This is a genomic window from Longispora fulva (genome assembly GCF_015751905.1).
GTDB lineage: Bacteria > Actinomycetota > Actinomycetes > Mycobacteriales > Micromonosporaceae > Longispora > Longispora fulva.
On the sequence record NZ_JADOUF010000001.1, the window covers coordinates 473,832 to 495,150 of the forward strand.

The 21,319-nt window shown below is 66.2% G+C and carries 18 protein-coding genes; 7 read left to right on the forward strand and 11 right to left on the reverse strand.

Features of this window, described 5'->3' with window-relative positions; translation table 11 throughout:
* Positions 1-575 precede the first annotated feature (575 nt).
* From IW245_RS02025 to IW245_RS02040, 4 genes are all read left to right on the forward strand, one after another.
* Complete coding sequence (locus tag IW245_RS02025; protein WP_197001485.1) at positions 576-1,508, forward strand: AfsR/SARP family transcriptional regulator; 933 nt, start codon at positions 576-578, stop codon at positions 1,506-1,508.
* 123 nt (positions 1,509-1,631) lie between these two features.
* Complete coding sequence (locus tag IW245_RS02030; RefSeq protein ID WP_197001486.1) at positions 1,632-3,044, forward strand: NDP-hexose 2,3-dehydratase family protein; 1,413 nt, start codon at positions 1,632-1,634, stop codon at positions 3,042-3,044.
* Positions 3,037-3,996, forward strand: a complete 960-nt coding sequence (locus IW245_RS02035; RefSeq protein WP_197001487.1) for a Gfo/Idh/MocA family protein — start codon at positions 3,037-3,039, stop codon at positions 3,994-3,996. Before IW245_RS02030 ends, IW245_RS02035 begins: the two co-directional genes overlap by 8 nt.
* A 21-nt stretch (positions 3,997-4,017) precedes the next feature.
* Positions 4,018-4,764, forward strand: a complete 747-nt coding sequence (locus IW245_RS02040; protein ID WP_197001488.1) for an NAD-dependent epimerase/dehydratase family protein — start codon at positions 4,018-4,020, stop codon at positions 4,762-4,764.
* An 80-nt stretch (positions 4,765-4,844) separates the two neighbouring features.
* Here the strand turns inward: IW245_RS02040 and IW245_RS02045 are convergent, their stop codons facing one another.
* The 8 genes from IW245_RS02045 to IW245_RS02080 are packed head-to-tail and all read right to left on the reverse strand — an operon-like array spanning position 4,845 to position 13,514.
* Positions 4,845-6,149: an ATP-grasp domain-containing protein gene (locus IW245_RS02045; RefSeq protein ID WP_197001489.1), complete on the reverse strand. Its 1,305-nt coding sequence runs from the start codon at positions 6,147-6,149 to the stop codon at positions 4,845-4,847.
* The gene (locus tag IW245_RS02050) at positions 6,146-6,418 is read right to left on the reverse strand and encodes a phosphopantetheine-binding protein (RefSeq protein WP_197001490.1); all 273 of its coding nucleotides are present in this window, start codon (positions 6,416-6,418) and stop codon (positions 6,146-6,148) included. The genes IW245_RS02045 and IW245_RS02050 overlap by 4 nt, the downstream gene beginning before the upstream one ends.
* Positions 6,415-7,509: a cytochrome P450 gene (locus tag IW245_RS02055; RefSeq protein ID WP_197001491.1), complete on the reverse strand. Its 1,095-nt coding sequence runs from the start codon at positions 7,507-7,509 to the stop codon at positions 6,415-6,417. The genes IW245_RS02050 and IW245_RS02055 overlap by 4 nt, the downstream gene beginning before the upstream one ends.
* A complete protein-coding gene (locus IW245_RS02060; protein ID WP_197001492.1) occupies positions 7,502-8,992 on the reverse strand; it encodes an amino acid adenylation domain-containing protein in 1,491 nt (496 codons plus the stop codon). Before IW245_RS02060 ends, IW245_RS02055 begins: the two co-directional genes overlap by 8 nt.
* Complete coding sequence (locus IW245_RS02065; RefSeq protein WP_197001493.1) at positions 8,949-10,385, reverse strand: condensation domain-containing protein; 1,437 nt, start codon at positions 10,383-10,385, stop codon at positions 8,949-8,951. The genes IW245_RS02060 and IW245_RS02065 overlap by 44 nt, the downstream gene beginning before the upstream one ends.
* A gap of 2 nt (positions 10,386-10,387) precedes the next feature.
* The gene (locus IW245_RS02070) at positions 10,388-11,485 is read right to left on the reverse strand and encodes a citrate/2-methylcitrate synthase (protein WP_197001494.1); all 1,098 of its coding nucleotides are present in this window, start codon (positions 11,483-11,485) and stop codon (positions 10,388-10,390) included.
* A 7-nt stretch (positions 11,486-11,492) separates the two neighbouring features.
* Complete coding sequence (locus tag IW245_RS02075) at positions 11,493-12,560, reverse strand: pyridoxal phosphate-dependent aminotransferase (RefSeq protein ID WP_197001495.1); 1,068 nt, start codon at positions 12,558-12,560, stop codon at positions 11,493-11,495.
* Positions 12,561-12,566: 6 nt separating this feature from the next.
* Positions 12,567-13,514, reverse strand: coding sequence for a hypothetical protein (locus IW245_RS02080; RefSeq protein ID WP_197001496.1), 948 nt, complete (start codon positions 13,512-13,514; stop codon positions 12,567-12,569).
* A 330-nt stretch (positions 13,515-13,844) separates the two neighbouring features.
* On the opposite strand from IW245_RS02080, the gene IW245_RS02085 reads away from it, so the two are divergent.
* The 3 genes from IW245_RS02085 to IW245_RS02095 are packed head-to-tail and all read left to right on the forward strand — an operon-like array spanning position 13,845 to position 16,374.
* Positions 13,845-14,819 (forward strand): ABC transporter ATP-binding protein, encoded by a 975-nt coding sequence (locus tag IW245_RS02085; RefSeq protein ID WP_197001497.1) that lies wholly within the window; start codon positions 13,845-13,847, stop codon positions 14,817-14,819.
* A 2-nt stretch (positions 14,820-14,821) separates the two neighbouring features.
* Positions 14,822-15,589 (forward strand): ABC transporter permease, encoded by a 768-nt coding sequence (locus IW245_RS02090; RefSeq protein ID WP_197001498.1) that lies wholly within the window; start codon positions 14,822-14,824, stop codon positions 15,587-15,589.
* Complete coding sequence (locus IW245_RS02095) at positions 15,589-16,374, forward strand: ABC transporter permease (RefSeq protein WP_197001499.1); 786 nt, start codon at positions 15,589-15,591, stop codon at positions 16,372-16,374. Before IW245_RS02090 ends, IW245_RS02095 begins: the two co-directional genes overlap by 1 nt.
* A gap of 81 nt (positions 16,375-16,455) precedes the next feature.
* Here IW245_RS02095 and IW245_RS02100 read toward each other — a convergent pair whose 3' ends face one another.
* The 3 genes from IW245_RS02100 to IW245_RS02110 all read right to left on the reverse strand — a co-directional run bounded on the left by IW245_RS02100 (position 16,456) and on the right by IW245_RS02110 (position 21,256).
* On the reverse strand, positions 16,456-18,183 hold the full coding sequence (locus tag IW245_RS02100; protein WP_267920134.1) for a carbamoyltransferase N-terminal domain-containing protein: 1,728 nt from the start codon (positions 18,181-18,183) through the stop codon (positions 16,456-16,458).
* A 23-nt stretch (positions 18,184-18,206) separates the two neighbouring features.
* Entirely contained in the window at positions 18,207-19,199 is a 993-nt protein-coding gene (locus IW245_RS02105; protein WP_307788858.1) for a malate dehydrogenase, read from the reverse strand.
* Between the two features lie 149 nt (positions 19,200-19,348).
* Positions 19,349-21,256 (reverse strand): KedN5 family methylcobalamin-dependent radical SAM C-methyltransferase, encoded by a 1,908-nt coding sequence (locus IW245_RS02110; RefSeq protein WP_497938780.1) that lies wholly within the window; start codon positions 21,254-21,256, stop codon positions 19,349-19,351.
* Positions 21,257-21,319 lie beyond the last annotated feature (63 nt).

Genomic DNA, 21,319 nt, shown 5'->3' on the forward strand with positions numbered 1-21,319 from the left:
GGAGAACGGCGCCCATCGTGCGCACGCATTCTTGAGCCGGGCTGGAGGACCGCTGGATCGCCGCTGTGAGTAGGGGATTCCGGAATTGATTGCTAGAACAGGTAATTCGAATATGTGAACCCATGCGATTCATGGATTTAGATATGTGTGAGAGTGATGGATATCGTTGTCATGTCGAAAACGGGACAAAGTATGAGATATCTTCCATCGCCGTGATGATGGTGACTTGAGGGGCCCTCGAATTGTGCTCGAGAAGGATGAGATGAACTATTACGCTCCGTGCGGGTCGGGGGCCAGGTGGTACCCCTGGCGCCCCGGGCGCTGACGGACGGTGAGTGCGCGCTGAAGGTTTCGTCACGAAACTAGAAGGCGAGAATCTTTCTCTTGCGACGCGATGGTGCTCCGGATACAGTCTGCCGGAGCACCATTGATCATTCTCTTACATGCGACTCGAATGCTGATTTCGGAGGTGGATTCTGTAGGGGAATCACGTCGGAGATGGATTCCCGCAAGCGCACTACGTGTGTCACATGGCGTCGGGGGAGGCAATGGATATCGGCATTCTGGGACCACTCATGGTGTCCCGCGGTGACAGCGAGGTACGGATCACGGCACCGAAGCCACGAAAGGTCCTCGCACTCCTACTAGTACAGGCGAACCGTGTCGTTCCGGTCAGTTCCCTGGTCAAGGAGCTGTGGGAGGACTCGCCACCGCTGAGTTCGGCCACCACGCTCCAGACGTACATCCTGCAGATCCGCAGGGTCCTGCGCGAGTCCCTCGGGGTGGACGCCGATGAGGTGGCGGGGAATGTCCTCGTCACCCGCAACGGCGGCTACCAGTTCCGGGTCGATCGCGGCAGCCTCGACCTGCACGAGTTCGAGCGGCTGAGCGTGGAGGGTCGCCAACGGCTCGCCACCGGGGACGCCGGCGCGGCGTCGCTGGCGCTGCGGGACGCGCTGTCCCTGTGGCGCGGCCCGGCCCTCGTCGACGTCCAGGCCGGACCACTGCTCGAAGTGGAGATCCTCCGCCTGCACGAGGGCCGGTTGACGGCCCTCCAACAACGGATCGAGGCGGACCTGCGGCTCGGGAGGCACCTGGAGATCCTCAGCGAGTTGACGGCGTTGACCGCCGAGTATCCCCTGCACGAGAACCTCAACGCCCAGTACATGCTGGCCCTGCACCGCTCCGGCCGGCGTACCGAGGCGCTCGGGGTGTTCCAACGACTCCGCGCCAGCCTGGTCCAGGACCTGGGCCTGGAGCCGTCCCAGCAGATCCAACGACTCCAGCACGCGATGTTGTCCTCGGATCCGGCGCTGGAGGAACGCTCCCACCCCGGCCAGATGGTCCTCGACAGGTTCCTCCAGGAGCAGTCCAGCGCGGCCGTGCCCCGACCCCGGGACCGGCGGACAGTACCCGAACAGCACGTCAGCGTCGAACCCGAGACCCCCCAACCGACCCGTCGCATCGTCCCGTCGGAACTGGGACGGTGGCGGATACTTCCCACCTGAGTTCGCTCCGGACAGCACGCCGCGCGCAGCCATGCGAGCGGCGTCTTTCTGTTCGGGGGCCGATCGCCGGGCGGCTAGCGGTACTCAAGCCGACTTCGAGGACGTGTCACCACGATCGGTGTCATGGAGCACACGCAGCTGATCGACAAGCTCACGGCGTCGGCCCGGGTGCACTCGGTCGTCGGAGAGGACGACTGGGAGCGTTGGCTACAGCGCCGTCAGGCGGCACACACGTTCCGGGTCGACCGGATCGCGTTCGACGAGATGGACGGCTGGTCCTTCGACCCCGACACCGGCAACCTCGGGCACGACAGCGGGAAGTTCTTCACCATCGAGGGCCTGTCCGTGCAGACCGACTACGGACCGGTGCTGAGCTGGTCGCAACCCATCATCCACCAGCCGGAGGTCGGCATCCTGGGGATCCTGGTGCGGGAGTTCGACGGCGTCATGCACTGTCTGGTGCAGACGAAGATGGAGCCGGGCAACTGCAACACCCTCCAACTGTCGCCCACGGTCCAGGCGACCCGCAGCAACTACACCAAGGTGCACAAGGGATCGGGCATCCCGTACCTGGAGTACTTCACCGAGCCGGGGCGGGCCCAGATCGTCGTCGACGTGCTCCAGTCCGAGCAGGGCGCCTGGTTCTACCAGAAGCAGAACCGCAACATGGTGGTCGCGGTGGCCGACGACGTGCCGGTCGGCGACGACTTCTGCTGGATCAGCGTCGGCGAGATCCAGCGGCTGCTGCACGTCGACAACCTGGTCAACATGGACCTGCGCACCGTGCTGTCCTGCATCCCGTTCGGCCCGGGTCCGGAGCCGGAGGAGGGGGACGGGTTCGTCGCGGCCCTCGGCCGGTCACTGCGCGCCGACGCCGTGACCGCGCACACCGCACAGGACATCCTGAACTGGATCACCGACCGGCGGTCTCGTCGCGACCTGGTCGTCCGGCGCACGCCGCTCGTCGACGTGTCCGGCTGGGTCCGCAAGGAGGACCGCATCGAGCGGCCCGACAACCGGCACTTCCGGATCGTGGCCGTGGCGGTCGAGGCGGCGAGCCGGGAGGTGCGCCGCTGGACCCAACCGTTGCTCGAGCCGCGCCGCACCGGCCTGGTCACCCTGTTCGTCAAGCGCCGCCGGGGCGTGCTCCACCTGCTCCTGCACACGGGTGTCGAGCCGGGCTGCAGGACGGTGGCGGAGATCGCGCCGACCGTGCAGTGCGACCCGACCGTGTACGAGGAACTGAAGTCCGAGCCCGAGTTCCTGGCCGCGGCCAGGGCGCTGCGTCCCGACCAGATCCGGTTCGACGCGCAGCTCTCGGAGGAGGGCGGCCGGTTCTACGAGGCCACCAACAGGTACGTGATCGCCGAGGTCGACGAGGACTACGCCGAGCCCGCGCCGACCGACTACCGGTGGATCAGCCTGCACCAGGCCGTGGAACTCCTCCAGCACAGCCACTACGTCAACGTGCAGGCCCGCACGCTGATCGCCTGCCTGCACAGCCTCTGGGGAGGCGCGGCGGTCGGCGGTGGCTGACGCGGTGCGGGTCGGCGTCCTCGGGTGCTCGACGTTCGCGGTCCGCAGGATGCTGCCGGCCATGGCCCGGACCCCGGGGCTGGAGATCGGCGCCGTCGCCAGCCGGACCCCGGCCCGGGCAGAGGAGGTCGCCGGCCTGTTCGGGGCCCGGGCGACGGGCTACGAGGAACTGCTGGCCAGCCCCGACATCGACGTCGCGTACGTGCCGCTCCCCACGGGCCTGCACGCGGAGTGGATCGAGCGCGCCCTGCTCGCGGGCAAACACGTCCTCGGCGAGAAGGCGCTGACCACGTCGGCGCGCGACACCGCCCGGCTGGTCGGGCTCGCCCGCGCGGTGGACCTGGTGCTGGAGGAGAACTTCATGTTCGTCCACCACCCCCAGCACCGGGTCGTCCGGGACTGGCTGGCCGACGGGCGGCTCGGTCAGCCGCGGGTGTTCAGCGCAGCGTTCGGGATCCCGCCCCGGGCCGCCGCAGACGTGCGGTACCGGCCGGACCTGGGCGGCGGGGCACTCCTCGACGTGGGCGTCTACCCGATCCGCGCGACGCGGCTGTTCCTGCCGGGACCGTTCGAGGTGCTGGGCGCCGACCTGCGCGTCGACCCGGCGACCGGAGTGGACACCCGCGGACACGTGCTGCTGCGCTCCGCGTCCGGGGAGACCGCCGAGCTGTCGTTCGGCTTCGAGCACAGCTACCGTTCGTCGTATCACCTCTGGGGCGACACCGGTCGGGCGGTGGTCGACAGGGCCTACACCCCTCCGCCGGACGAGGTCCAGGTCCCGCGGCTGCACGGACCGGACGGTGTCCACGAGGCGACCGTCGGGCCCGTAGACCAGGCGGTGGCGTTCCTGTCGGACTTCGCCGACCGGGTGCGCTCCGGACGGCGGACCGGCGCCGACCTGCTGGCCCAGGCCGAGCTTGTAGATCAGATCCGGGCACGTGCGTTCAGTTAGCAGTCGTCGGAAGGGCGGGTCATGGAGATCGTCGGTAGCGGGTTCCTCGCGAAGAACTTGCGGTCGATCGCCCACCTGTACCCCGACACCGTGGTGTTCGCCGCCGGGGTGTCCAGCGGCTACGGGGCCGCCCCGGAGGAGTTCGACCGCGACGCCGCCCTGGTGTACGAGACCCTCGACCGGTGCGCGCGCACGGGCCGCCGGATCGCCTACTTCTCCACCTCCTCGGCCGGCATGTACGGCGTGCGGCTGGCCGTGTGCAGCGAGGACGGTCCGGTGTTCCCGACGTCCTCCTACGGCCGGCACAAGCTCGCCATGGAGTCCGTCATCGCACGGTCCGGAGTGGACCACCTGATCCTGCGGCTGGCCTACCCTGTCGGCCCGGACCAGCGGGAGCACCAGTTCCTGCCGTCGCTGGTCGGTCAGATCCGCAGGGGGTCCGTGCGCGTCCGGCGGGGCGCCCGGCGGGACATCATCCACGTCGACGACGTCGTCGCCCTCGTCGACGCGCTGCTGGCCGGCGGGGCGTCGGGGGAGACCGTCAACGTGGCCTCCGGCACGGCGATGCCGGTCGGCGACATCGTCGAGTACCTGGAGTTCCGGTTGGGCGTCTCCGCCGGCAGGCAGTACGAGGACGTGCCCGCCGAGCCGACGGTCTGCATCGCGAAGCTGCGGCGGCTCGCCGGGCTCGCCGACCAGCTGGGCTTCGGGCCGGAGTACTACCGCGACGCCATCGACCGGTACCTCGGGACCGCGGTGCCGGATTAGTGCTCCAGCGCGGTGCAATTCCCACCCTGCTGTGGGCCGGACCGGTGGCCGCTGGAGCTATCGGACGGAACAATGGGCTTCTACTCGCGACTGGGCAGCTGACCTGTGGCGGCGGCCGGTGAGAACTCCACCTCCAATGTCTGGCGTGCCAGCGTGATCAGACCTGCCAACGCGTCGTGATCTGGCACGTGACCGTGAACTATCCCGAGATAGCTGCGCGTTCCGTCAGCCGCGTCGATCACGTCACCGGGACGCACACCTGTCCAGACGCTGTCGACGCCATCCAGAGCACGGAGGTCGTCCAACCCTGCCACGGCTTTGATCCGACTCCGCTCGACGGGAGCTGGGAGAAAGATCTGGAAGGCTACGCCTGAAGCCGTCGGTCGCTGGAATTCCAACTGCCCGTCGCCGAGCGCAGCCCGCAAAGCCAGACGCACTGGATCCTCTCCACCGGATCGGCGGACGATGTCAGCCACGTATCCGCCCAGGCGCCCGTTCACCTCTATGACTCGCGGCCCGGACGATGTGAGCTTCACCTCCGTCTGAGTCACGCCGTTGCGCACGCCGATCGCATCCAGTGCTCTGGCCGCCAGCCGGCACACTTCATCATCGCCTGTCACACCGAGCGTCGACGGATAGAACATGCCGCTTTCTCGAAACGGAGGGGCGAGGGGCGTCTTGCCAAGCACGGCGAAGCACGCATGTTGACCGTTGACACTCACCGCCTCCACGGACACGTAGTCGCCCCAGGCATCGCCCGCTTTCGACGTGTCTCCGACCAGGAACTGCTCGACGATGAGCTCCTCGGAGAGGCTGTGCCCGTCGGCGATCGTTTTCCAGTGCTGGGTGCTATCGACCCGAAACGCGTTCCTGCTGGCCGCGCCCACGGTCGGCTTCACGACAGCGGGGAAGCCCACTTCATCCAACGCGACCGGCACACCTTCGGCCGACGGCACCTTCCGGAACCGTACGGAGTCGACCTCAGCCGCAGCGAGGCAGCCCCGCTGACTGGCCTTGTTCGAAAGTCGCTCAGCCACCACTGGGTTGTGAAACAACAGTCGGAGGGCCGTGGACAGCGCCGCTGTGTAGGTGAGCTTGAACTCGCTGAAGGTGGTGATTCCCGCGACATTCCGGCCCGCGAGTAACTCCGCGACCGCCTCAGCCGACTGACCGGTGACGTCGCGTCCGCCGCCGAACTCCTCGAAGAACTCGGCGGCCATTTCCCCGTCGACGTCGCCCCGGTCGAAAAGGAACACCACGGTGCAGAGGCCTTGCGCCGCTCGGAGGATCTCGATCGGACTTGCCGATCCGACGGCGTAGACCACTGCCAGCAGTGGAGCTTCATCCGTGGTGGCGGATTCGGGCACTGGGATCGCGTGCGTCATCCGTTGCCGCCTGAGGCCCGTGCTCCGGTCGAGTCGTCGCTCGCCCGCTGGACCAGTTCAGCCATGCGCCGGGCGGTCGGTTGACCGATGAAATCGACGAGCCTGATCCGTACTCCGGTCTCCTGGCGGACCTTGGCCGCGACCCGGCTCGCCAGGAGAGAGTGTCCACCCAGCTCGAAGAAATCGTCGGTCGGTTCGACCGTCCCGAGACCCAGCACGCCCGCAAAAATATCGCAGATGGTGCTTTCGACACTCTGGCCAGTTGTCATGTCTTATCCAGTTCTTTCTCTTGCCAGGTAAGGGGAAGGTTGGCTACGGCGCGGTAACCGCGGTTCCGATGCCAGGTCGCGGGTTGGTCCCTTGTCGGCTGCTCCGCAGCGTGTAGGCGCAGGAGGACCGCCAAGAGAATCCGGTCCGAGAGGATGGCGCCAGGACACCGGTGTCGTCCGTGGCCGTAGGAGATGTGGCGGCTTCCGTTCCGGATCGGGTCGAAGCTGTCCGGACGTTCGAAGACGGCTGGGTCCCGGTTCGCCGCCGCGATCAGGATGACGACCGCCTGGCCTTCTGCGACAGGGGTCCCGGCGATCTCGGTGTCCGCCGTCGCGATGCGTCGGACATGTGGCACCGGTGTGTCAACGCGGAGCAGTTCGTCGACAATGGACTCCGGGCTCGCCCCGGTCTCGCGTAGCCTCCCGTCCGCCTCGAGATCGAGCATTCTCGCGATGGCCTCGCCGGTGGTGGCTACCCCCGCGAAGGCCATCAGGCTCGCTGTGTGGGAATCCCCGGCAGTCGGGCTGACGGCATTGGCGAGGGCCGCCAGCGCCTCCTCGGCTCGCCGGACGTGCATCTCGTCGCGGGGATTCGCGAGCAGCCCGGCGGCCGCCTCCGACCAGGCGCACATGGCGGGGCGACTCTCGGCCGGGAAGCCGACCAGGCTGGCGATCAGGTCTGCCACCAGGGGAGTCGCGAAGGTCGTGATCGCGTCGTGGGTACCGCCGTACATCGGCGCGAAGTACCGTTCGACAGTGGCGGTGATCTCATCGCGACGCTCACGGACCGCCTTCTCGGTGAGCTTGGTCGTGATGGGAGCACGGAGATCGCGATGAGTCGGCGGGTCTGTCCACATGAACCATTGGCGAATGTGTCGCAAAATGCCCGCGTCGATGTTCTCGAACGCTCCGCCGCTGAGCCAGCCCGACGAGAGACTGTCGTTCGTCAAAGCTTCCCGGGCCGCGTCGTACCCCACGACCCACCATGCCTCGCTCACTTCTTCCCACACCACGGGCCCGTCGGCGTGCATGTCGTCATAGACGGGATACGGGTCCTCCCAGAAACCGGCGACCGGGCCACTGCTAGTCATCGCGGGTCCCCTTCCTGGCCATGGCCGCCACCGCTGCGCGGTCGACCTTGCCGCTGAGCGTCGTCGGTAGACTGGGAACGTCGACGAATCGGTTCGGGATGAGGCTCGCGGGCAGGCTCCGCAGCAGCGCCACCCGGAAGGCCCTGGCGGAAGTCACTTCGTCACATACCACCACCGCAACCAGCTCACTGTCGGCGCCGTGGCCGACCACGGATACCGCCGCGCCCCGTACCGCGGGTACCGCCAACAGCGCCGCCTCGATCTCTGCGGCTTCCACCCGGATGCCCCGGACCTTCAACTGCTCGCCGTCCACCCTGCCGATGAAGGACACGACGCCGCCAACCCTGCGCCCGAGATCCCCGGTGCGATACCAGAGTCCCTCCCGTTTCGGTAGCGACACGAACCGCTCGGCGGTGAGAGTCGGGCGATGCAGATATCCGAGCGCGAGCGCGGTGCCGCCGAGATGAATCTCGCCTGTCACACCCTCCGCAACCTCCGCGAGCCCTTCGCCGAGGATCAGCAGGTCTACCCCGGGGATGGGCGATCCAATGGGCGGAAAGCTGCCGAGAGGCTCGTCCGCGACCAGATGAGACGTCGCGACGACCGTGGCCTCGGTGGGGCCGTAGTGGTTGACCAGCCTGCATGACGAAGGTGGAGTGCCGGACACGCGTAGCCGGTCCCCGCCGGTGAGGAGGAACCTGAGCGTCGGAGGAACGAGGCCGGCAGACAGCAGCTCCTCCGCCATCGCCGTGGCCACGAACGCCATCGTGCAGCCGGTCTCTGCGGCCCTCGCCGCCAGTTCCTCAGCGACAGTCCTGCTGTCGTCCGAGCACACCACGATCGTGGCTCCGGAGGTGAGGTACGGCCATATCTCCCACACGGCCGCGTCGAATCCGAGCCCCGCAGTGTGAAGCGCCCGATCCTCAGGCCCGACCTCGTAGGTGGTGTTGTGCCATCGGACCAGGTTCGCGAGAGAGTCGTGCCCGACCACCACGCCTTTCGGGCTTCCGGTGCTGCCGGACGTGTAGATCACGTACGCCGGTCCAGTGCCGGCCGCCGGGTCCGGCTCGAACTCCTCCATCGAGCCGGCCTCGGGGCCAATCCCGAGTTCGTCCAAACCGAGCCGCCGGCCAATTCCCGCTGTCGCGGCCGACGTCATCGCCAGCGCGGGGTGTGCCTCGTCGACGATTGCCAAGAGCCGGGACGTCGGACTTGCGAGATCCAGGGGCAAGTACGCCGCGCCAGCCAACCAGCACGCGACTGCGGCGGCGATGAATGCCGGGCCGCGTTCTGCGGCGATGGCGACGATGTGACCGGGCCCCAGACCTCGCGCGCGGAGCCCCGTCGCGAGTCGCGTGGCCGAAGCCCACAACTCACCGTAGCTGGTCGCGTGCGTGTCGTCGAGAACAGCGACGCGCTCCGGTGTGCGGCGCCGATGCTCATCGAGCGCGTGAATGATCATCGATTTGGCGGTGGTCGCCATGTCCGTCCTTTCTCCCTTCTGTGTTTCCGGTTCTGTCGCTGTCAAGGCTTGAGGGGCGGGCTCGAGGTCGACCATCGATCAAGGAGTGCAGACACTCGCGAACGAGCACGATGAACTCGTTGATCAGTTTGTGTTCGAATCGGATCGGTTCGTAGCTGACCGTGCACTCCAGGCCAGCTGTCGTCGGCAGGAATTCGACGGCGATCCGACCCCGTGTCTGCACGGATATCCGCTGGATCGGTGGGTTGGCCGATATCTCGAGGCCCAGATCCAGCCCCTGCGCTCCCTGGTCGAACCCCATCGACAGGCTCGGTCGGGTCGCAAATCTGCGGCTGACGTCCACCTTCTCGTTGATGAGTTCGGTGATCGCCCACTGGTGTGCCGACGCGACGATGGCGTCCACATGGGCCGCCGCCCAGAGTGCGTCTCCGTCGAGTTCGCGGGGAATCAGGAGTATCGCCTGGCCCGAGAGCCAGCCGATGGACGTACCGAGACCCAGTCCCTCCCTGAACGACGGATACACGTACATGTAGGCCGGCTCCGGGGACATGCGATTCAGCGCTCCGTAGACCGCCGCCAGCAAGAGGCTGAACTGGGTGCGTCGGGCCGTTTGGCACGCCTGCCTCAGCCGTTCCGCCCCGATGTCGAGGGAAGCGCGGACCCGGACTGCGTCAGACCTGGGAACGCTCATCTCGGTAGTGGTCGCGAAGTTGATCCAGCCGATCGGCGTGACCGCCGCCATCTCCTGAACCAGCGGTTGCCATTCCTCCGGGATCTCCGCCTCGTCGAACTCTGCCCGCACTGCGGCCAGCGCATCCCGTCCCGACGTATCGGCGGGACCGAGCCCGTCGACGTCCCCGCGGTAGACGGTGCCGAGGTCTGCCAGGAGCACGGACCACGAGTAGGCATCGACCACCATGTGATCGACTAGGACGGTCACGACGCTGTCCGACCCCGAATTGTCCACGGCTACCGCCAGGTGGTGCGGGCTCCCGGGAGCGAACTGGGCTACCGCGCGGACGAATTCCTCATCCAGGGCCTCGCCCGACCAGGTGGACAGGGCGATCCGGGACACCAAACTGACCGGCAGTTCGGGAGCGGACGTCGCATGCCACTGGTCGCCGTGGCGATGGAAGATCAGGCGTAAGCCTTCGTGGTGCCGCACCAACTCGGCAACGGTCGATCGGAGCCGCTCCTCACCCACGGGCGTGCTGTACCGGAAGGTTGCCGCTGAATAGAACGGTCGATGTATCCCGGTCGCGTCGATCTCCGCTTGTTGGTGAATCAGGCGGCGCTCCTGCTGTGGCGTCACCCGTTCGCACCACGTCTCGCACCAGGTGGTCGGTATATCGAGCATGTCGGCCTCGACCGCGTTGGGTATGAAGGAATTCACGGCTAGCCCAGCCACTTCGAGGTCGGGCTGATCAAGCGGCCCCCTGAGTCGACGTACTCCAGCGCGTGCGCGCACCACCCGACGATCCGGGCCATCGCGAAGCAACTGGTGAAGAGTTCCGGGGCGATGCCAGCGGCGGCCAGGACGCCGCCGGCGTAGAAGTCGACATTCACCGAAATCGTGCGGCCGACTCCGCGCTCGGCGAGCTGTGGGAGCGCGACCGCCTCTATCTCCTGGGCGGTCCGGAAGTAGGCTGGGTTCTCGGTGCGGCACAGGTCGCGGAAGATCTTGGCGCGAGGGTCGTATACCCGGTACTCGCGATGTCCGAATCCGGGTAGGAGGCGGTTGGCGGCCAGCCGCCCTCTGACCACCTGCTCTGCCGAGCCGGACATGGCGTCGTTCACCATGGCCCACGCCTCTCCGACTGCGCCGCCATGCGCGGGACCCTTCAGCGTCCCCATCGCGGCAACCACAGCCGAACACAAGTCGCTTCCGGTCGAGGCGGTGACGCAAGCCGAGAATGTCGATGGGTTCAGGCCATGCTCGGCCATGACCACCAGATACGTCTCGAGGCAGCGGACTTGGCGGTCATCAGGAGGTGCTCCGGTGGACATGTACAGGAAGTTGGCCGCGAACCCCAGCCCCGGGCGCGGTTCAACGGGAGGTTGACCAGCGCGCCGGCGAGCGAGCCGTGCCGCAGCCGTCGCGAGCCCGGCCGTCAGCTCGAACGCGCCGTTCACGCTCAGGTCACGGGAGCTGGACTTTTCCAACGCGTCGACGGCCAGCGCCGCCTTCAGCACATCGATCGCGTCGCCGTCGACCGGGGTGCGGGCGAGCAGGTCGACGGCGGCTGGCGTGAGCTGACTGCACTCGTGAAGACGGTGTGCGACCCCTGGCGAACCCTTGCTGAACGACGCGTCCGGATCCGGCCATAGATGCTCGATGACATCTTCGAAGGACATCCGGCCGGCGACGTCACGAATATCGGCGCCGCCACGCAAGACGAACGTGCCGTTCGGCCCGTCGTAGTGACTCAGTCGGGTGCCGCAGACCATGACCCCCTCGAGCCCGTGAACAATATCTTGGTCAACGCTGTTCATGACGCTCCTAGGCGTTGCAGGAGTGGTGACGGGCGGCCAGCAGCGGGAATACCTCCGACCACAGGCGTCGGCCGCAGACGCCGATCCGTGCCCAGTGCGGATAGCCCAGCGTCGCCGCGTCCCGGATGGTGATGCCATGGTGTTCGTGAAGGTGAAGCGCCATCGCCGGAGTCGTGGACCCTAGGTTGGCCAGAAGGAAATTAGTGTCCGACTCGACGTGGTCGATGGAAACGGAGTTCAGGTCCGCCATCATCCGAGCCCGATCGCTCGTGTTCCGGGTCACGGCCGAGGCCAGGTCGTTAGGACGGTCGAGGGCGGCCTTCACCCCGGCCAGGGCGAATCGGCTGACACTGAAGGGAATGGCCCGTCGAGTCCGTGCGACTCGGGCCGCCAGTCCGGGCTCTGCCGCGAGAAATCCACAGCGCAAGCCGGCGAGACCGTGAGCTTTGGAGAAGGTCCGCGTCACGATGATGCCGCCACCTTCGACCAGTGGCATGGCCGACTCGAAATGGCTCCCGGCGAACTCGGCGTAAGCCTCGTCCACCACCAGCACGCAGCCGTGATCGCGAGCCTGCCGATAGATGGCGCTGATGCCTCCCGGAGGAAGGCACCTTCCGGTCGGGTTGTGTGGATTGGCCACGAATGCCAGGCGCGCGCCGGGAAGCTTCCGGCGGAAGTCCTCGACGTCCATCCCGCCGAGGCCGCACTCGCTGAGCACCGGGTCGGTGCCGAGCGCGTCGGCGACGTACCCGAAGCCGGTGTACGTTCTCTCCGGCAGTAGCACTCGATCACCACGTCCGACCGTGGCCAGCCCCGCCAGAAGCAGCGCCTCGTCGCTGCCGTTGCTGACGATGACAGACTCCGCGGAGAGGCCCAGCCCTAGGGCGATGGTTCCGCGCAGTGGCTCGCACTCGATGTCGGGATACAGGTTGACTCGGTCGATCTCGGCGGCCAGCGCCGCCGTGACGGCTGTCGTCGGCCGGAGGAGTGATTCGCTTAGCGAAAGCCGAACCCGGAACCGTCTGTCGTGGCCTGGCTCTCTCGCGTACCAGGTCGCTGGTGATGTCGTGTCCATCGCCGGTCACCGCAGCCGGTCGATGTATGTCGGTAGCGCACCAGCTGGTCCCGGCCACTGGTAGTCGTCATCCGTCACACAGGCGAGCGCGGCCATGAAGCTTGGAACCGACGTGAACGGCAGCACTCTCAGGTTGTCGAGATGCAGCGCGCCGATCTCGATCATCTGGCTGAGCTGTTCGGTGGTGTCATGCAGGACCACGGTCTTCGCCACCCATTGTGGACGCGCGCAGATCATCCCCAACTCGAAGTTCACGCCGGTGCCGTTGTCCAGGATGAGGATGATTCGATCGACCTCTTCGGCCAGCCGCTCCAGGCGACTCACCGGGTTCGGGAACTGTCGCTGCTGCTGACCCAGCGCCGTGAACGCCGTTGAACCCAGCCGATTCAGTAGTTCCACCATGATCCAGACGCGTTCCAAGTTCCTCAGGCCCAGCGTCTTCTCCACACTTGTCAGCGGATTCAGTGGTGATTCCAACTGCTGGCGGACATACGTGACAGGGCCCGGATGGTAGCTCCCGAGAACCAGGACGCTCGGTGACTGTGCCCTGGTCAGCCGCGCGGCCTGGTCAAGCCGCACCGGCTCACTGTTGAGGAAGGCCGCCCGATCCGCGGCCACTGCCAGGTTCAACGGTCGACGTGGTCCTGGAATCACCGGTCCAGGCACCGGCTCGGCCGGCCGTCCCAATGCCAGCCGGAGCTGGGCCGCCGCGCTGGATCGATTGAACTCCTCGAGCAGCGCGATCGCCTGATCGTTCAGCCTGTCGACCTGGCCCTCGGGCACCGCCTGAAGCAGCTGTCGCTCGTGGGCGAAAATCGGACGGGCGTTCTGACTCGTTCGGTTGAGCCGGTGCCAGTGATACTGCGGATCGAACAGGCATCTGGCGAGAGTGTCTTCTAGTGAGAGGCGGTACTCCACCTCCGGCGACAAAGCCGTGTCCAGCATGGTGGTCATGGCCGACACCAGCCAGTGGCACCGTACGAAGACTTCCAGGCAGCATGAAGCGAAACGTCAACCATTGAGATCCCCCGTGTGCGTCTCGGTTGGCCGGCACGTAGTTGAACATAGGTCGAACGGTCCCGCAACCCCGTGTGCACGCCTGCCTGGACCTCGTCGCACCGTCGCCCGCGGCGAAGTGGCGCGCCGGCTGGATGCCCTTAAGCGGGCCCGCTGGCATCACTTGGTGTCTATGGCGTGGATCGTCGGGCCGTGCCCGGTAGGGTCTTGCGGCGCCCAGCGTTGTGGTGGAGAATATCGCCGCCAATCACAACCGCGGGGGTGCATGTGAGTGAAGCAGTGGTGGAAGCGCGCGGTCTTGGGCGAACATACAAGACAAGCAAAGGTCTTCTGCGGCGCGAAAGTAGGACAGTCGAAGCGGTAAAGGACGTTAGTTTCACCGTGGCCCGGGGTGAACTCTTCGGCTTGCTCGGGCCGAATGGTGCCGGCAAGACGACCACGATCAAGATGCTGATCACCCTGCTGTTGCCCACCTCCGGCTCGGCTACGGTGCTTGGGCAGGATGTGGCCAAGGATCCCCAGGCGGTGCGTCGCAGGGTCGGCTATGTGTTCGGCGGCGACCGAGGCCTCTACGAGCGACTGTCTGGTCTGGACAACCTCCGGTATTTCGCCGAACTCTACGGAGTGCCGTCGCGGGAGAGTAGACGACGCATAGCGGAGCTGCTGGAGTTGGTGGGGCTGTCGGATCGAGCCAGGCAGCGGGTTGAAGGCTATTCCCGTGGCATGCGGCAGCGGCTGCACATCGCCCGCGGCTTACTGCACCGACCCGAGGTGCTGTTCCTCGACGAGCCCAGCATCGGCATCGACCCGGTGGGAGCGCGCGAGCTGCGCGCGACGGTAACGAGGCTCGTCGAGGAGGGCACTACGGTGCTGCTGACCACCCACTACATGTTCGAAGCCGATGAACTCTGTGATCGCCTGGCCATTATCGCCAACGGCAGCATCGTCGCGGAGGGCACACCGGACGACCTGAAGCGTCGGGTGGCGACCGGCACCGTGTTCGAAGTCGACGTCTACGGACTTCCGGACGGAGTGGTCGAAGGGCTCCGTCGAGATGCTGACGTGCAGTCGGTGAGCGTCGAGGTGAGGGGACAGGCACAGATCCTGACGGTTCATGCCCGGCCCGGCGCTGAGATCGCTTCCACCATGCTGGGGCACCTGGAGGGGAGCCGCTTTGGGCGACTCGCCACCCGCGAGCCGACCCTGGAGGACGCCTACGTGGAGCTGGTGAGCCTCGCGTGAGAATGTTGCGCCTGTTGGGAGTCGCGTGGTGGCTGCAACTGAAGATGCGCAGCCGGTCAGCGTTCGATGGCCTCCTGTCCTTGATCTACCCGTTGTTCTTCGCGACGACCATTTTCATGATGTTCGCCCAGGGCGGCGCGGCGGGTAAAGCGTTGCTGTCAGCTGCGGTCGGGGCCAGCGCGCTGGGTATCTGGTCATCCGTGAGCACGTCAGCGGCGTTTGCCCTGCAGATGGAGCGGCGGCAGGGGACGCTGGAGTTGATGGTGCTGTCGCCCCGACCGTTTGCCCTGCTGCTGGTCCCGCTCACGCTATCAATGGCGACGATCGGCGCTTACAGCATGATTGCGACCTTGCTCTGGGGGAGATTTGTGTTCGGAATCCACCTCGACATCGCGAGCCCGTTGATGTTCCTCTCCTCGGTCGCAATGACAGTGCTGGCCATCGCGATGCTCGGTGCGCTGATCGCGATCTCGTCGGTCCGCTATCGGTCAGCCTGGGCACTGGGTGCGGCACTGCAGATGCCTATCTGGCTGATCTCGGGCTTCCTCGTGCCACTTTCAGCGCTGCCGGCGTGGGTGCGGCCCATATCGTGGGTCCTGGCTCCCACCTGGGGGATGAGCGGGATCCACGCGGCGGCGGAAGGGCGTGACGCGGCCCGAGACCTCGTGATGTGCTTGCTGATATCGATCGGCTACGGGGTGCTCGGCTCGATCGTCGCCCGCTGGATGGTGCGCTCGGCCCGCGCCAACGCGACATTGGCGTTGAGCTGATGAGTAGCCTTCGTCTGTTCTTCGTCGGCGGGCTGACCAGCTACCGCGCTCTGTTCGGCTGGCTCTCTCCGTGGATCCTCGTGCCCACGTTCATGCTCACGCCGATCTTCCAGATCTTGTTCTTCGTCTACGTGGGCCGCGCCGCCAACGTCGAGGACGACTCCTTCTTTCTGGTCGGCAACGCGATGGTCAACGCGGCTGTCCCCTGTCTGTTCGCGATGGGCAATGCCATCGGCGGCGAACGCATGTCGGGCACACTGCCGCTTGTGATGGTATCGCCGGCGAGGCGGGTGCCGCTGTTTCTGGGCCGCGCGCTCCCGGTGATTCTAAATGGCTTCCTGGTCGCGGTATTCGCACTCGCCGCAGGGGCCACCCTGCTCCGGATTCACATTCCAGCGGCAGCCTGGGGCGGCATCGCGCTGGCGATCGCCGTGAGTTCGATGTCCTGCACCGGCCTGGGCCTGTTGGGGGCCGCGATCGCATTGCGCGTGCGAGAGACAGCGGTCATGTCGAACATCATCATGGGCCTGCTGCTCGTTTTCGCCGGCGTCAACGTCCCAACAGACGTTCTGCCGCACTGGATGCGGAACGTGGCGAACGCCCTGCCGATGACGCACGGCATCCGAGCCACACGCGGGCTCATCTCCGGCGGCTCTTTCGGGGCGGCGGGCCGGGAACTGCTGTGGGAATTCGCGCTTGGTGCGCTCTACGCCGCGCTGGGCCTGTCGACACTCCGTTGGCTGGAATGGGAGAGCAGGCGGAAGGCGACGCTCGACACCGCGTAGGAGAGACAGAAAGAGCTGCGGTGGCGGTCGGGTGGGCATCACATTGCCCCACTCGATCGCCACCGCTCGGCGTCTGGAGGGTCAGACAGTTCCGTCCTGGGTGTAGAGCACAGCGCCGGACCAGACGTACTTGGTACCACCCCAACGCGTGGCCGAGCCGACGCCGGGAAGGAATCCGCTGCCGGCCAGGTTCGCGCTGGTATTGCAGAGAACGGGAATCCCGGTGAGCCGGTGGTACTCGGTCAGGATCCGCCCGGCGACGGTTCCCGGAGTGTCGGCGGTGATTGTCTGCAGGCGCGCGGACCCGTCCAGGTGCGCGACGGCCGGGACCCGATCGGCCCACTCGGTTCGGATGTCGTGCTCGAAAAGCATGTACGGATCAGTGCCACCGGGCCGGAACACGGTGGCCGCGTGCTCCTGCAGGCAGAGTGGTGCGACCGGCCGGTAGTGTTCACGCCCCTTGATCTTGTTCAACGTGGCCTTCATCGACAAATCGGTGGCGGGGGAGAGGATGCTCCGGTTGCCGAGCGCGCGGGGTCCCAGCTCTGCCCGTCCATGGAGAACCACCACAGGTTCGTTCTCGGCGGCCAGCAGTTGGGCGAGCTGTGCCTCGTCACACGGACGGGCCGACCAGCCTGGCGCTGGACCAGTCTGGTCGAGCTCAGGGCCGCTGTAGACATTCCAGTCGAGGGCCAGGCCATCACCCTGCCGGACCATTTCGCAGGATGCCGTGCCCAGCGCGGCGCCGGAGTCGTTGGGGAACGGCGGGATCCATACCTCCGCGAACAGCCCGGAGTCTGCGAGCGCGCGGTTCCACTTGATATTGAGAGCGCAGCCGCCGGCCAGGCACAGGTTGGGTGCCGTGCGGTCGGTGCGGTTCAGGTACTGGGCAAGCCCGCTGATCAGCCGCTGGCCCAGGTACGCCTGGAACGTCGCGATGAGGTCTGCGCTGGACAGGCCAGGAAACAGTTCATCGCGGCGAGTGGCGGCCTGCCTGCCGAGGTGGAAGGCGACCTTTTCGTTGACGCCGTCCAACTCGCCGAGAAGCGCGTCGAAGATCTCGAAGGCGGATGCGTCTACGGAGCCCAGGGCGGCGTAGGCCATGGCCTTGCCCGGCACCTCGAGTTGTTGGCGGAGGAATTCGGCCTCGGTCATCGTGGCCTGGTCGCGGGCGTATGGCTCGAGCTGGGAGCAGAAACCGGTGAACGTGTTACCCACGAGCGTCATGACCGGGGACCGTCTGGTCACGGTGCCCTGGGCGGCGTCCACCTCGAAGAGCCATGGCAGCATGCCACCGTCCCAGACGAGAACGAGCGCGTCCTCTCGGCGGCGGGCGAACGGGCTGGTGCAGTACGCGCCCAGGGCGTGGTTGCTCGCGTGGGTGTAGCTCACGTAGCCGTCGGCGAGGGCGGTCCCCGGAACTCCAGCGAACTCCAGACCACTCAGGACTCCGCTGGGCGTGCTGTCGGGCATGTAGGAGGCAGTGGGGAGGAGGAACTCGACGCCGTGTCGCCGGGTGGCGACATGGTAGCCCGCTTCCGGCGACCCGGTGTGCCAGCCATCGACCACAAACCGGTCGATGTCGCGCGGGTCGACGCCCTGGGCCCGCAACAGCTCAGCGATTTCCGCTAAGTCACCGAGATCGCTGTATCGTCGGCCGTTCTTCAACTTCTCCATCTCGATGGAGAACAACAGCCGACCGTCGGCGATGACCGCGATGCCGCCGTCGTGCGACACCTTTATGCCACAGATTAACAATGTGTATCTCCCCCGTGTTGTGTCGAGGTGCCTTCCGCGACGCGTGTCCACCGCGGAAGGCACCTCACGATTACCTAGCCGAGCAGATGACGGACCGCAGCACGCTCCTCCTCCAGCTCGGCGATGGTGACGCGCAGCCGATCGGCTGCCCGCTCATCGTGCTGGAGGCCTTCCTGGACGGTCCACGTGCCGTCGGACTTCGCCACCACCGGGTAGCTGAAGAAGAGCCCTTCGGGCACGCCGTACTCGCCGCGGCTCTGGACGCCGACGGACGTCCAGTCCCCGGCCGGAGTTCCGGCATTGAGTGAGCGGACGTTGTCGATGACCGCGTTGGCCGCCGAAGCGGCGGACGACAAGCCGCGTGCGGCGATGATGGCTGCACCGCGCTTCTGCACCGAACTGATGAACTCACCGTTCAGCCAGGCGTCGTCGGTGATCACCTCCGGGACTGGACGGCCACCGATCCGGGCGTTGGCGAAGTCCGGGTACTGCGTCGCTGAGTGGTTCCCCCAGATGGCGAGGTTGCTCACCTCGCCGACGGGGGTACCGCTCTTCGCGGCGAGCTGGGACTTGGCGCGGTTCTCGTCCAACCTCGTCATCGCGAACCAGCGGTCGGCCGGCACGTCGGGGGCGTTGGCCGCCGCGATCATGGCGTTGGTGTTACACGGATTGCCGACCACGATAGTGCGGATGTCCGATGCGGCGTGCTGACCGATAGCCTGCCCCTGCGGTCCGAACAGGGCGCCGTTCGCGGCGAGCAGGTCGCCGCGCTCCATGCCGTCCTTCCGGGGCGAGGCGCCCAGGAGAAGGGCCCAGGACGCGCCGTCGAACGCCTCCGCCGGTTTGTCCGTGAGGACGACATCTGTCAGCGCCGGGAACGCCCCGTCACTGAGCTCCATCGCCACACCCTCCAACGCCTTCAGCGCCGGGGTGACCTCCAGCAGCCGAAGAACGATGGGGACGTCCGGCCCGAACACCTGGCCCGAGGCGATACGGAACAGCAGGGCGTACCCCACCTGCCCCGCTCCGCCGGTGACGGCGACGTGCACCGGGTTTGGCTTGTTCACAGACATGTTTCCTCCGAGGACTGCGCGGCCGGTGAGGCCGAACGGCCACCGTGGCTGCGCTCAAATACGAGTTGCGACGCGGATCTACCCTGACGGGCCCACCGCGTGCTCAGATTACTAAATAGCGCTGGTCAAGGTGGGACCGGTGGTCATGTCCCATCGGCCATGGCCAGCCACTCGGACCGCGGCACGGGACGACCCATGTAGTGCATGAACGTCTCGTGGTTCGTCGAGCCCACCACGTTCTCCGCCCCCACGAGATACCTGATGTCAGTCGACCACAGGCTGGGCACTACCTCGTCTGTTCCGCCATCCCGCAACGACGCCAACAGCTCGGGTACGTTGAGTTTGAAGTCGACATCTGGGCGGATATAGTGATGCCCATCCCGCCACTGTCCACGTACCACCGTGGCGCGGGGCTGTTCGGTCAATTCTGGCAATGGTCCGCATAACGGCATGGTCAACAGGTCGTAACGGAAGACCTCGTCGATCGCCCACGTGAGCTCTTCGGGCAGCAGCGGCCTTATCGCGTCCCTCCACCAGGATTCGAGCAGTGACCTACCTCCGGCAGTGGCGAAGATCATCGTGAGCACCGCGCCGAAACTCTCGGTGGCGTCCTTCGCCGACATCGCCCGCAGTTGTGCGGCCTCGGGGGAGTTGGTGACTCCCAGCCACCGCACGAAACTCAGGACGACAGTCGACTGTGATACGTCGCCCAACTCGAGTAGGGGCAACCAGACATGCCGCAGGACGGCGTTCTCGCCCAACACTCGGGCCCAGAACAGGAACGGCTGCATCGCCGCGTTCTCGGCGACACTCATGGTGTCGCTGGCGATGAGGTACTCGAAGTCGTCCGTTGTGCCGCGGACAGTTTTGAATCCGAAAAGGTCCCGCTTGTTCACGTAGTCGGTGTTCGGCAGCAGGAGCATGGGGTACACCGCGATGCGGGACACCCATCTGGCGAGACGGTCGTATCCCTTCATAAAGGATTCCACGGTCTCGCCCGGAGCTCCCCAGATGAGTTCGGCGTAGCAGTCGAGCCCCTCTGCGTTGAGCCACTGGACAAGGCTCTCCCAGGCGTTGACCTTCATGTTGCGCCTGTTCATGCTCTCCAGCGCGCCGTCGTCGAGGGTCTGCAGCGCGAGCGTGAACGACGACGCGAGCCCCGAGCTCTTCATGAGCTTGACGATCTCGAAGAAGGTCGCCGACTTGTTCTTCGCCCACGACGTGTCGAGTGCGCGCGGATATCCGTACTTGCTCCGCACCTCGATCAGGCACTGAACGAATTCCAGGTCCGCCGCCAGCATCCCGAAATTCGCGTCGCACAACACGACGGTGTGAACCTGCAGGCGCCCCAGGACTTCGAGCTCCTGGCGGAGACGGTCCATGGAAAATGAGCGAACCTTCTGACCGACGGCGCCGCCCCAGTAGCAGAAGGAGCACTTGTACGGGCAGCCCCGGTTGGTTTCCATCAACGCGACGTCGTACCTGAACTGACCGGCATCGTCGGTCAGAGGTATGGCACCGGTCAGAATCGGTGAAGGAATTTCATCCAGATCTTCGATCCGCGGCTGTTCCGGAGTCGTCTCGATTCCAGCTGTGCCGCGAAAACTGATGCCTCCAATTTCGGACAAATTGTCCATCGGGTCGCCAGCCATCCAGGCCCGGAGCAGGTCGCGGAAGACCCATTCACCCTCGCCGTTGACGATGATGTCGACGCCAGGGTACGCCGGTAGCACGTCCTGGGCCTGATGCGCGACATGAGGGCCGCCGAAGACCACCCACCCCTCCGGGTTCAACTGTTTGAAAGCCTTCGCCAATTCGCCAAACGCGCGGGCGTTCCAACCCATTACTGAAAACGCCATCACATCCGGGACCGTGTCCTGGAACAGTTCGAGTGCCATGTCGGCGATGCTGAGACCGCCGCGAAAGTTGGCGATGTCGATGCTTGCTGCGGCAGCAATATCATCGTCTGACAGCGCCGCGGCCTTGAGGTATCCCGCCGCCAACGGCATAGATTCCAGTGGCATGTCCCAGACGCCTTGTTGCACGATCACGACACGTAATGTGTCCGGTGTCCTCCGAGCCATCCCCCGCCTCCTCGGTCTATTCAATATTTG